Raw genomic sequence first — 14,204 nt, 5'->3', positions numbered from 1 at the left:
AAGAGATAACCTTCCTTTGAAAAAAGGGGAGTTATCTCTGTTTTTTTGTAGCAAATTCTTCTTGAAATTAGTATGATATAAGGAAGGAGGGATAACCCATGAAACTTATACATGTCGCTGATTTACATTTAGATCAATCTTTTTCAGGAATTATTTCAGAGCAATCAATGATAAAAAGTAGCGTTCAACACGCGAATCAGCAAACGTTCACCTCCATTATTAATGAATGTATGAACCAATCCATTGATGTTTTGTTAATAACTGGCGATACGTTTCATCAACCGAAGATTTCGATTCAAACGCAACGCTTCTTTATCGAACAATTGTTACGTTTAAAAGAGGCGGACATTAAGGTCGTTTTATCTTTTGGTAATCATGATTTTTATTCAGAATTACGTTATTGGTTTGAGTGGCCAGAAAATGTTGTTTTATTTGAAAATGAAGCAGTCGAAACGAAAATTATCACTTCTGCTATCGGAGAAAAACTAGCGATTAGTGGCTTTTCTTATCAAGACAGATGGTTAAATACTTCTAAAACAGCTTCTTATCCACCAAGAAATCAAGAGGTAGATTATCACATTGGTTTTTATCATGGAGAGATAGCTCAAGAAGGGCACTACGCGCCTTTTCAAGTTAGCGAATTGGCGAAAGATTACGATTACTGGGCATTGGGACACATTCATGCGGCCCAAGTCGTTTCTAAACAGCCACTAGCAATTTATCCAGGAACTCCCCAAGGACACCATCGTAAAGAAGATAAAGTAAAAGGTGTTGTGTTCTTAGAATTATCAGCGGGAGTTAAAAATTATCAATGGTTACCTGTTGCCAACATTGTCTGGAAAACCAAGCAATACGATTTGAATACAGAAATCACGCAACGAAAAGAAGTCTTAACGTGGTTACTAGACCAACTACAAGGCCTTTCGTTAAATGCTCCACTTACTGTTTTAAGTGCATCTTTGAAAGTAACAGATGAGTCAGTTATAGCCTTTTTACAAGAAGATGAAGACTCATTATTAGGTTATCTACAAGAAGAGTTACTTAAGCAAACGAAGGGGAAATTGTGGCTCAGTCGTTTGACATGTCATTATGAGCATACCCAAGCTTTTGTGATGGGCTTTGATTCGAGTTTGATTGATGATTTAAGTCAGGGCTTGATGAAACCAGAGCGATTTGCTCAGCAAGGTCAAGATTTATTAAGAAATGACGTGATTGCTAAATACTTGCGTTGGGATGAAAGTGATATTCAAGAGGTAATTGAAAAAAGCAGTCAATTGATTAAAAATGATATTGATTTTGGGGATGAGGTGACACATTGAAATTTAAAACACTTAACATTACTGGTTTTGGTCATTTTTCAGAACAAACGTTTGAATTGGATGAAAAAAGTCAGTTGATTTTTGGAGAAAATGAAGCAGGTAAATCAACGCTGTATCATTTTATTCGAACTATTTTATTTGGATTTCCTAAAAAAAGAGAACAAATCCGTGATTTTACACCGCGTTCAGGTCAAAGATATGGTGGAAATATTGTTATTCAACATGGAACATATGGAGAAGTCACGATTGAGCGTTTTAAAGAAACGCGAAGCGGACAAGCCAAGGTGATTTTACCAGATGGACAAGAAGGCAATGATTATCTTTTAGAAAAATTATTAGCCCCACTAACAAAAGATGTGTTTGATCAAATCTTTAGTTTCCAACAAGAACAATTGCTTGATTTAGGTGATTTAAATGAAACGAAACTGCAACATTTATTATTAACGGTGGGTCTAACCGGTAGTGAACAATTAAACCAGGTTAGTCAACGTTTTTTTAAAAAACGACAACAATTATTTAAACCAACTGGGCGTGTTCCAAAGTTAAATCAAAAGTTAACTCAGTTTAAAGTTTTAGAGACTAAAATAGAGCAAGTAGAACAAGAAGAAGCCACGTATCAAGCGAAACAATTACGCTATCAGGAAATCGAGCGTGATTTAAGTCAGGCTTCGGCGATAAAACAACAATTGATAAAACAGCGCGATTATTTAGCAAATCAACAAAAGCGGATTTCACAATATGTTGAGTGGGAAACACTTAATAAAGAAAAACAGCCTGAAAAAAGAGTTTCGGATGAGCAATTGAAAGAAATCAAAACCACTTTCCAAGAGTATCGTTTTTTAGAAAAGAAAGAGCATAAGTTACTTAAACAACACGAAGGGTTGAACGATTTAAGTTCACCCGCTTATCTTTTTTATTTAAACAATCAACGTCAGCTTGAAGAAACGTTAAGTCATCAATTACAAGTCGAGCGTTTGAGCCAACAGGCAGAGACAAACCAACACCAAATTCAGCAAATAGAAGATGAAAAAGCAGCGCTTTATCATACGTATGATTTAAAACCAATTCAAGCAAGTGAAGCGGATATGCAAAAGGTGATTACTTCGATTCGAGAAGTAGCAGAAGAGGAAGAAGAATTCATTCGAGATAAGATTGTCTTAGATAATGAAATCAGTCGTGTGACGTTAAAACGTAAAGAATTAGATCATCAGTTAACGACCTTAGAAAAAGAATTAAAACTGCATGAAAAACAAGCGAAAACAACGGAAGAAAAGGAAGCTAATTCTCTCAATTTACCGATTGTTTTAATTGGTGGGGCAGCAGTATTGGCTGTTATTGCCGGTTTTTCATCAGCAACTTGGCTGTTTTTAATTGTGGGCTTATTAGTCGCAATCGGTGTCTTTATGATTTGGCGTTCTGCTAAAGAACAAAAAGAGCTTGAACGAATTCCTCGGATTGATATTTCGTATCCGAAAGAACAATATGCTGTTCAATTGGCACAGTCGGATGAAAATGAGCAAGAATACCATCGCTTGCAAAGTGAGAAAGAAACATTACAGATGAAATTGAATGTTATTATGGAACAAAAGGTCTCTTGGAATAAACTTTATGGTCTCAATCCAAAAGAATCATTAAATAATTGGCTAAGTAAATTACCCGTTTACTACCAAATTATGGCATTGGAAGAAAAGCAACAACACGCCCAAGAGAGCTTAAAGGCTTTAAAAGAAGAATTATCAGGTTACCAAGACCGTTTAGCATTTACTTCTGATTGGTTACCCATTAGCGGACAAGAGGTTAAAAATGGGTATCAATTGCTTAGTCAATTTATCAAAGAACAACAAAGCGTTCGTGAAGAAGTTCAACTTTTAGAAGGAGAACAGGCTAGTATTCCGATGCAGTTAACTCGAATTCGTGAAGAGTTACAAAAACTCGAAGTTCGTTTGCAAAGTTTGATCCCTCAATTAACGAATTTTCATTCTGATAAAGTCGTTCGTTTTCTCGCGGAACAAGAAGCCTATCGTGAAGAAGAACAGCGTTTAGCCGACTTAACCTTACGCTTAGAAGATTATTTTGATTTAAGTAAAAGTTATCAATTAGCAACAATCAATGAAGATTATTTTGCTTTGACTGATCAATTAGACCAATGGGAAAACAATCAAGAAGAACAGCAAAAAGAGAGTCAAGCGCTTCGCTTTGACTTGCAAAAAATGGAAGAAAAAGGAACGTTGGATGAACTTTATCAGCAACGTGAGAATGACTTGACTGAAATCAAGGAATTAGCGGAAGCGTGGTTAGGCTACAAATTAGCGGAAGATATCCTACAAGAAGTTTTCGATTATTTATCTGATCAACAACTACCGCAAGTATTAGCCTTAACGTCAGAGTACTTTAGTATCTTAACAGGCGGCAAGTACCCACAAGTTGTTTTTAAACAAGGAAAATTAATAGTTCAAGATCGCAAGTTACAAAAATGGGAAGCGACACAACTATCAACTGGTACAAAAGACCAGTTATACATTGCTTTTCGTTTAGGTTTTATTCAACTTCATGCCCATGATTATGATGCGCCAATTATGATTGATGATGGTTGGTTACATTTCGATTCAGGGCGTAAAGAGATTTTCTTTAAAGTCATGATTGCCTTAGGAAAAACAAGACAAATTATCTGTTTGTCTTCAGATGAAGAAATGAAAGCATACTTTGAAAAAAATGGCATTGATATCATTAACTTGGGAGGAAAAAAATGACAAAAAAATTAAGAGAATTAGTGGTCGATGAAACGTTTGAGATGTTTGTATTACTAAAAAATGCGGATGTCCGCTTAGCTCGAAACGGTAAAAAATTTATTGCCTTTACTTTCCAAGACACATCAGGGACGGTTGACGGAAAATATTGGGGAGCTTCAGATGAAGAAATTGAGCTTTTCACTTCGGGTAAAGTTGTTTTTTTAAATGGGAAAAGAGAACTTTATCAAAATATGCCACAAATTAAAATTCTTCATTTGCGAGTAACGAATGAAGGTGAACCGAGTGAGCCCACGCTTTATATGGAAAAAGCACCTGTCAAAATTGAGGAACTCCAAGAAGAGCTGAATCGTTTCCTATTTGATATTAATCATGCAAAGTGGCAACGAGTGGTTCGTTTCTTACTTAATAAGTACCAAAAAGAATTTTTTGATTTTCCTGCAGCTAAAAGAAATCATCATGCTTTCGCTGGTGGCTTAGCCTACCATACGGTAACAATGCTTCGACTAGCTAAAGCGGTTTGTGAGCAGTATTCACAAGTGAATCCTTCCCTTCTGTATGCAGGAATTATTTTGCATGATTTAGGAAAAGTTCGTGAGTTATCGGGAGCCTTGTCAACAGAGTATACGCTTTCGGGTAACTTGTTAGGGCATATTGTTATGATTGATGAAGAGATTACAAAAGCTTGTCAAGAGTTGACGATCAATGATACCGATGAAGACATCATTATATTAAAACATGTCATTTTAGCCCATCACGGTTTATTAGAATATGGGTCGCCAGTTCGACCTAAAATAATGGAAGCTGAAATTTTACATCAGTTGGATAATTTAGATGCGTCTATTCAAATGATGTTGGGGGCTTTAAAACAAGTCAATCCTGGTGAATATACAGAACGAATTTTTGGCTTAGATAATCGTAACTTCTATCTACCTAAAATATAAGAATAAAAGGATTTTAACCTATCTATTTTCTAGATAATTCTAGAAAATAGATAGGTTTTTTTGTTTTTAATTCCTGTTTTGATTAGGAAAGAAAAGGAGAAGTAATTTATTTTAAAAAAACAAAAGAACAATATTCTCATTTAGAATGTCATAAAAAAAATAAAATAACTTAAAAAAAAGCCCCTTTCCTCAAAAGGTCTAGACATATAAGTGATGACATGAGGGATAAAGGTAATAATAACTATAAATCAATAACTAACTTTAAAATAGAGGCTAGTCATCTTTAATAGTAATAAATACAAAGAGATAATATGTATAACAAAACTACGTTTATTTCATTGTTATAATATGCTATCATCTATAATGTGAACACATTTTAGTTAAAAGTAAATAATAATGTTATTTTTGGAGGATATTGTAAAATGAATGAAAGAAAAAAATGAAGATATTGATTTGTTGCGAAAAATAAGGTCGCTTTTTTAAAGGTGACAAGTATCAATAGAATAATTATTTTTAAGGAGTTCTAAATATGAAAAAGAAATTAAAGTTAGTTTTTATTTTTCTGGTAATGCTAGTATCGTGTGTCTTTTATTTTACTGAGCAGAGTGAAGCTATATCAATAAAGGAGCATGAGAAAGTTACGACACTCGAGTCGAGGGGAAGTGAAGAACTGGATGTAAAACATAGTTATACACCAAAATTTATTGTTGGAGAAACTAGGGTAGAAGCGTTTAATGCGGATGGAACGATAGCTGAGAAGAGTATGATAGCTAAAGAATTTTTCGTAGGAGAAGGTATTATTCTAAAAGTTTCTGAAGGAGAAGTTAATAAAGGAACGGTTGTTTATTATAACATGGGAACATATGAAGGAAAGAATGTTAATATTCGTCTAAATATGTCATCGAACTCATCTAATGTAATGATAGGGACAGATGAAAACACCTATTTGATGACATTTGGTACCCCTAAAACTCAAAAAAATAAGATTGATGTTTCTTTGGAATTTTTTGATGATGAAAACAAACCGCTTAAAATAAGTGGTAATTGGACGTTTTCGGCAGTAAATGCATACAAGAAATTACGTTTTCCAAATGATTTCTTTATTCGTGGTTACGTTTTAAAAAATACTTATATAACTTATGAATCTAAAGGGGAACAAATTGAATTGTCAGGTGGGAAAGCCGGAGCTAACGATGGGGATCAAAGTTATATTACCCTAACATTTTCTGATAAAACAGGTTTTGATTATAGCTATGAAAGTACAGAATTAAGTACATATGCTGTTCGATTTGACCCAAATTTATTACCAAGTATTCCAAAGATTGACTTATCTGTAAAAGGAGGTAAGGTATTAGGTCAATTTAGGGAAGAAAAGAAATCTCTTTTTACATATACTCAACGGATTCCTTATACTAACGCAGTTGATTATCTAAATCACTATCAATTAGAAATAGAAGTGGATCCATTGATTGAAATACTATCAGAAGAGGATTTCATAAAAGGTGTTAATATTATAGACGATTTAGGAGCTGATCGGAAAAGTGACTTTAATATTTCGATAGATACCAATCAGAAAAAATTGAAAATATCGGGTAAATCAGAGGTTTTAAATCAAGAAAATTTTTATGATAAAATTTATCGTATTTCGTTATCTGGTAAGACGAGAGAAGAAGATTACTCTAAAAGAGTTGAAGTTAAAAGTGAGGGAATGGTGGAATATAAACGAAAAAAAACAGGTTCACCAACACAAATATCTCATTCAAATAAAGCAATAACAACATTAGAACCTTCAACAGTGGGTGAACTAGAATTTGATTTATCGAGAACCAAAAACAAAATACAAATTGACGAGCTAACATTAAAAGATAAAGTTAATGAAAAGTATGAATTATTAGACATTCGATTTCCAGAAAAATTGAAATTAAATTATGATACAGCTTTTTTGAATGATAAAAAATGGTTTAAAATCGAAAATGAAACAGACGAGCCTGGCTGGAAGTCACTTTCATTTTCAATGAAAGCTGATAATAAAAAAGCCACGATTGAAAAATTTTTAAAAAGTATTGATTGGGAAGCAGATAGTAAGACTGAAAAAAATGTAGCCGAAAATATCAAAATTAGTTTAGAGGGCGAAGTTTATACGGAAAGAAAAGATGAGAATGAAGTAACCCATTATTATAAATTTGTTCCTAAAGATATCAAGATGGGGGCAGATAGTTACACGTGGTTTGATGCCTATAATGATGCGAAAAAAATGAAGTTTAAAGGCTTGACGGGTTATTTGGCAACACTTACTTCAGCGGAAGAACATGACTTTGTTTATGATAATATCGCTAAACAATCAGGTTTTTTTGGAGGCTCTCGAATGTTGTTAAAAGACTCAAAAGAAAATAAACCGATTAAAATTGAAGATTTTCCTCAAATTAGTCGAAAAATTGAAGATTACGCCTTGGATATTGAAATAGCAGATAAATGGTATTGGGTTGCGGGACCAGAAGCGGGTAAAGTTTTTTATAATAAACCATTATATGAAAAAGGCTATCCTGGTTATGATTTAGAAAAAGGGGAAGAAAAAGTCTATAACGGATTCGCAAATCCTGAGAATCTTCCTAATACGGGCTTGATTGAGCCCAATAACTCAAGTGCTACTGTACATGGTGGTGAAACAATTCTTGAATTTGCTCAGAGTAATAGCAATAAGTACTGGAACGACTTACCAAGTATCAGTCACTCAAAGAATCATTTAGAAGGTTATTACGCTGAGTTTTCAGAATATGGGGGACAAAAAGAAGAAGAGCTAGGAACATCTAGTGACTTTACAGCGACCGATGCAACGGCTAAAATTCCTAAGCCAGTTGAATATATTTATAAATCAAGTACATCAGAGATTAAAGAGAAAAAAATCCATCCTGATAAGATTAAGATAGGTACGAATCTAACGGCACCAGTTGCTCCGAATATTAAATATTATTCACACAAAACTATTGATAAACCACTAATTATCGTAAGTGATAAAAAACAAGAAGTGACTTACACCTATACACCGATTGACTATACTTTAGAATATGACGCAAATAAAGGTGTTGGTACGATTGCTTCTCAGAAATTTAATGCAGAAAGTCAAGTTAGTTTAAATGATAACCAATCAGGATTTACTCGCGAAGACTATAAATTCGGTTCTTGGAATACGAAAAGTGATGGAAAAGGAACCGAACATTCTCCAGGTGTAGTTCTCTTAGGAAAAGATTTGTTAACTAGCTATTCTGAGATTAAAGACCAGAAAGTGACGATCTATGCCAAATGGTTATTGAATACTAAAGGTCAAGTTAAATTTGCAGTAGAACGTAAAGGTCACGAGTTGAAATTAATCAATCTTGTGTTGGATCAACGGATTAATAAAAAATACAGTTTAATGCGACTTGAATTACCGAAAGATGTCACTATTGACTATGGTAAAGAGGATATTAATTTTCCCGAAGGTTGGTTTGAACTTAATATGTCCGAAGAGGATGGGGAGCACATTCAGGCTATATCAATGGAATCGGATAATTCTCTAGCAAAGATTAAAAAGTTTTTAGAAGATATTCGTTTTAAATCTGATAGTCAATCGAAAGCAGTAGATTCGGGGAAAATAAAAATAGTTCTATATCAGGATGTTTATACATCTTTTATTATTCCTAATCCAAGTGATAAAGAACGACCAGGGACTCGCCATTACTATAAATTCATTAAAAATGAAGATATTAATTGGAAAAGTATCGATAAAGATAATCCGAAAGGACACCAACCATCCTTATTAGAAACATATAATTTAGCAAAAAAAGAAAAATTTAGAGGAATGAAAGGCTATCTTGCAACTTTGACTTCAGCTGAAGAACATAATTTTATGTATGAAAATATCGCTAAACAATCAGGATGGCTAGGTGGGACAAGAATTGTTACTAAAGAAGGACAAAAAATAAAAAATGAATTAAGTGTCAGTATGGATGAAAAAGATTATGAAGTGATTGATATGACTAAAGCAAATGAATGGTACTGGATGTCAGGACCAGAATCTGGGACGGTATTCTTTAACAAACCTGTTTATGATAAGAGTGATCCTCCACTTAATGGCGCGGTTGAGGGAGAATATCAAGGTTTTAGAAATCCACATAATATTGCTTCAGGTAGCATTGAACCGAATAATACAGAAGGAGATGAGAATGCATTAGAATTCGCATCTGCTTCTGGAACAAGATGGTGGAATGATTTATCTCAAGATCCCAAAAATATACCGGGTAGTTATCAATATATTAAAGGTTTTTACGTTGAGTTCTCTGAATATGAAGGAGGAGATAAGGAAACTGCAGGTGATGTTGATGCTGAGTCTCTACATACTGAAGCAAGTGCAGACGTACCACAAGCTATTTATAAACAGTATCAATCCACATCAGCTAAAGTTTTATCGCCAGAAGTGATTGATGAACAAATGCTTAAAATTGGTGACACGTGGCAAGCACCAGAAAAAAAGGTTGAGCATTATGAAACGCCAGTCATCACACCGAATTCATTTAAAGTGAAACGTGACGCGGCTCAGTTGGTTACGTATCAATACACGCCGAAAAACTATACGCTCACGTATGATGGAAATGGAGGCAATGGAACAATCGCACCACAAACGTTTACGATTGAAACGCCAAGTCTAACATTGGCAAGCGGCGAAGCGATGACTAAAAAGGGGTATCTACCCAAACGTTGGCAATCGACAAAAACAGCAGGTGATACGTATACTTTTGGTCAAAAACTAACAGGTGAACAGTTGTTTAAAGGGAATACAACGCTTTATGTGGGCTGGGAAGAACATAAAGTTCAGGTGACGTTGAACTACCTTTTAGAAAATAGTAATCAAGAGCTTGTCGCATTGAAAGACGTGATGGATGGTAAGAAAGAAGTGAAACCAGTTGAAAAGATGTATCAAGTGGGAACGCCTATTCCTTCTATTTTGACAAAAGAAACAAAAGATTTTGATTATTATCTTCCCTTGAAAGATAAAACGAAGTTTAAAATTGGTACTGCGGCTGAAACAACGACACAACCAGCAGAGTTGACGGAAAAGGGGATAACTGTGACGTTCATTTATCAAGGAACTCTAGCATTAGAAGTTCCTAAGGTTGTGAGTTTTAAACCCACGAAGTTAGCTGTAACTCCGCCTAAAAATATTGAATTAACTGACTCTGATCACTTGAAAGTGATTAATACACAAGGTGCCGGTGGAAATTGGCAAGTCAGAGCGAAGCTTGAAAAAATGATGACAAGAAACAATCAAAAATTATTGGGAGAAATTACGTATCTTCCTTCAGCGAATCAGACACCTATTGTTTTTAATGAAACATTGAAACCGATTATCAATAATCAGACAAACCAACAGATAGATACAACGATTCCTTTATTAGAAACAGAAAAAGGGTTACGTTTAAGTCTTGAGAGTGGTAATTTGATGGGAACATATGGTGAAGGGATTATCAAGTGGGAGTTAGGTGATTATCCTAAAATTAAATAAAAAGGATCACCATTTTTTGATAAAAAATCAAAAAGTGGTGATTCATTTTACTTTAAAATAAGTTAAAAAAGGAAGTAAAAAATGTTTAAATTGAAAAAAAATTTAAGAAAGATGCTGTTTTTGTCGTTGTTTATCATTTTTATCTTATTTGGTTTGCCCCAAACGGTGTTCGGTGTTTTTGATGAAGTTGATGTGAATAGCAACTGGCGACCGATGTCTGAATTATCTGGAATTAATAGTTTACGAATAAGAGGAGAAAAAATTTTAGATAAAGAATATAGTTTTACGCCAAAATTTATCAAAAATCAAACAAAAGTTACTACTGGAAGCGATATAATCGTTTCGGGTATTGATGATGTGTGGAATCGGCCAAGTATGCCTGGTTTATCTAAGCGTTTTAAATTCATAAGTAAAAACAAACCTTACAGAGGATATGTCCTTTATGAAAATGTAGGGAAATATTTGGGTGAACAAGTTAACTTAAAGATGTCTTTTACCTCAAACTCTGCAAATCTGGTGGATGTTGGAGTTGATGAAAACACTTTTTTATCAATAGGTTTAGGTGGTTTGGGTTCTGCAAATGCTGAAGTTACATTTGAGTTTTTTAATAATCGAAATGAACCTTTGGAGATTAATGGTTATTGGACTTTTTATCGCTTGAATTATTACAAAATAATTAAGCTCAACAGAAGTGATTTTAACAATTTTTATATGTTGGACATTGCGAAGTATAAACATATAAAAACAAACAATTTTCTTTATTTATATGTTGATGATAGTAAATATACTGGAGATGGTGATGAGAGTTATTTAACAACTACGTTTAATAAAAAATCTAAAATATCGTATGGAGTGACCACGGTGCAAGGTCAGACGGGACCGGTGATTAGATTTACGTCTAATTCATTACCTGCAGTACCAATGTTTGATATTTATGGCTTTGGTGAGCGTGTCAGAATGGAAGATCGTACCAAGGTTATGAAGCTTTTTGAGTTTGAGCAACGTGTCCCTTTTACTAATAAAGAAAACTATCAAAGCAAATATGAAGTGAAAACGAAAATTGATGATTCTTTACTTGTTAATACATCCGGAGTTGAAATAAAGAATGACTTAGGTCAAGATGTAAAAAACTTATTTGACGTCTCGTTGGTAAATTCGGAACTAAAAATAGTGGCAAAAGCAACGACTTTGAAAACAGCCTCCTTCTATGACCGAGTCTATACGTTCATAGTTAATGGCAAGTCCACAGAAAAATTAACGAAACAACAAGTTCGAGCAAATCATGTGGGAACATTAACGGTGAAACAAAACGGTGTTGACGTTGAATATAAAAGTAAAAGTATTGAAACGATTTTAGAGTGGTCGACAGAGGGAGAAATCGCTTTAGACTTAAAAAGGAAAAGCAATCGAATTGATTTTGATAATGTCCAAATTAAAGAAAAAGTCAGTGGCCAATACAAAGTATTAGATATTCGCTACCCAAGTAACCAAACGATTCACTATTCTAACGCGTTTGTTAGTAATAATAATTGGGAAATTATCAAAAATGAAAATAACGCAAAAGATATGAATTCGTTGTCATTTGTGATTGAAAAGAATAATTCTGCAAGTAAAATAAAAGATTTTTTAACCAATCAAGTTTATTTTGAAGCAAATGAAACACAAGAAAAAGCAACGAAAGAAACGATTCTAGTTCGTTTACTAGGTGAGGTAATTATTGAAAGAGAGGGAGAAGATAAAAAAACACATTATTACAAATTCGTACCAGAAGTGAAGTATTGGTTGGATGCTTATAATGCAGCTAAAAAAGAACGGTATAAAGGGTTGAAAGGTTATCTTTTAACTATAACTTCGAAGGAAGAACATGATTTTGTTTTTGACAATATTGCCAAAGAACCAGGGTGGTTAGGTGGAACCCGTATGTTAATCAATGGGAAAACTAAAATTAACGATGAAGATAGCTTAAGTAATAATATGAGTGACTATGATCATAAAGCATCAAATGCTGAGGCTTGGTATTGGGTGAATGGTCCAGAAGCAAGAAAAAACTTTTATAGTATTCGTTCATATAATCGTAATTTAAAACCACCTGAACGTGATAAACAAGGTAAAATAGCTGGTGTTTATGAAGGGTTTAGGAATCCGACAAATAATAATAATAATAATAACTACTATCAACCAGATAATTCTCATAGTGGAATGGGTGAATATGTTCTTCAATTTGCACAAGATAAAACCAAATACTGGAATGATTTATATAATGAATACACAGAAAAGATAGGAAATAAAGGGTATTATGTCGAATTTTCAGAATATGGTAATCAAATAGAAGATGAGTTAGCACCCTCGACCACAACAGCGTCTGCCGAAGGGGTGGTACCTAAACCCATTACTTATTCCTATCAATCGAGTTCGCTTAAAAAGTTAAAAGACAATAGTCAATATCAGGAAACGTATAAAATTGGGACGGTCGTTCCATCGCCTCAAGAGCCGACTTTTGCTCATTATCAATTTGCGAAGGTTTCTAATTCTTCAATTGTAGCTAGTTCAAACAAACAGGAAATAATTTATACTTATCATCCTATTAAGTATCAGCTAGCGTACGATTCAAATGGAGGAACCGGTAGCATTCCGACTCAAGAGTTTACAATCGAGACGACTAATTTAAAAATAGCAAGTCAAGCGGGTTTTAGTCGTAAAGGATATCTCCAAACACGTTGGCGGACAAAAAAAGGAGAGAGTGCCACTTTTTACGACTTTAATCAAGCCGTTTCGTTCAATGAATTAAAAGGAAATACGACTCTTTATGCAGATTGGAAAGAACATAACGCAGAGGTTGTTTTTACTTTTTACTTAAAAGATGGAGCAGGAAGGTTAGTCCCGTTGAAAGATCTAGCAGCGAATCAGTCAGTTGTAACGGCTAAAACTAAAACATATCCTGTTAAAACAACAGTCGCAAGTATTCTTTCGGATCCTTCAGTGAAGCAAACGTTCAATAATTATATTTTACAAGAAACATTTTATCAAGTAGGGGCCGGTACTGAGAGCAAAACGAAACCAGCAGAACTGACGGTTGAGGGGTTGAAAATTAAACATGTTTATCAGGGAACGCTTGCGTTAAAAGTACCACCTGTAATCAGTTTTAAACCAACCGCATCAGCATTAACCCCTCCTAAAAACATTAGTTTAACCAAACAAGAAAAATTAGAAGTGATTAATACACAAGGTGCCGGTGGAAATTGGCAAGTCAGAGCGAAGCTTGAAAAAATGATGACAAGAAACAATCAAAAATTATTGGGAGAAATTACGTATCTTCCTTCAGCGAATCAGACACCTATTGTTTTTAATGAAACATTGAAACCGATTATCAATAATCAGACAAACCAACAGATAGATACAACGATTCCTTTATTAGAAACAGAAAAAGGGTTACGTTTAAGTCTTGAGAGTGGTAATTTGATGGGAACATATGGTGAAGGGATTATCAAGTGGGAGTTAGGTGATTATCCTAAAGTGAATTAAACAGTAAAACACCTTATCTTTAGATGCGTTTTTTAAGATAATGGTGTTTTTTTGCTGTTTTTATGAAGTTAGTTGATAAAAATAGATAAAATGGTATTATTGATAGTGTGTATCTTCAAAAAGTGATTATAAA

General features: G+C 34.0%; 5 protein-coding genes. All 5 read left to right on the top strand.

Annotation, left to right across the window (positions count from 1 at the left end; translation table 11 throughout):
• The first annotated feature begins 98 nt into the window (after window positions 1–98).
• The 5 genes from ACTJFD_RS01800 (at window position 99) to ACTJFD_RS01780 (ending at window position 14,071) form a co-directional block, all read left to right on the top strand.
• Entirely contained in the window at window positions 99–1,319 is a 1,221-nt protein-coding gene (locus tag ACTJFD_RS01800; RefSeq protein ID WP_442259324.1) for a metallophosphoesterase family protein, read from the top strand.
• On the top strand, window positions 1,316–4,069 hold the full coding sequence (locus ACTJFD_RS01795; RefSeq protein WP_442259323.1) for an AAA family ATPase: 2,754 nt from the start codon (window positions 1,316–1,318) through the stop codon (window positions 4,067–4,069). Before ACTJFD_RS01800 ends, ACTJFD_RS01795 begins: the two co-directional genes overlap by 4 nt.
• Window positions 4,066–5,010: a 3'-5' exoribonuclease YhaM family protein gene (locus tag ACTJFD_RS01790; RefSeq protein ID WP_442259322.1), complete on the top strand. Its 945-nt coding sequence runs from the start codon at window positions 4,066–4,068 to the stop codon at window positions 5,008–5,010. The genes ACTJFD_RS01795 and ACTJFD_RS01790 overlap by 4 nt, the downstream gene beginning before the upstream one ends.
• A 529-nt stretch (window positions 5,011–5,539) precedes the next feature.
• Window positions 5,540–10,549: an InlB B-repeat-containing protein gene (locus ACTJFD_RS01785; protein WP_442259321.1), complete on the top strand. Its 5,010-nt coding sequence runs from the start codon at window positions 5,540–5,542 to the stop codon at window positions 10,547–10,549.
• Window positions 10,550–10,630: 81 nt separating this feature from the next.
• Complete coding sequence (locus ACTJFD_RS01780; RefSeq protein ID WP_442259320.1) at window positions 10,631–14,071, top strand: hypothetical protein; 3,441 nt, start codon at window positions 10,631–10,633, stop codon at window positions 14,069–14,071.
• The last annotated feature ends 133 nt before the right edge of the window (window positions 14,072–14,204 follow it).

The organism is Vagococcus sp. (genome assembly GCF_052102835.1).
In the GTDB taxonomy this organism is placed as follows: domain Bacteria; phylum Bacillota; class Bacilli; order Lactobacillales; family Vagococcaceae; genus Vagococcus.
This window is presented reverse-complemented; position numbering and strand designations above follow the sequence as displayed.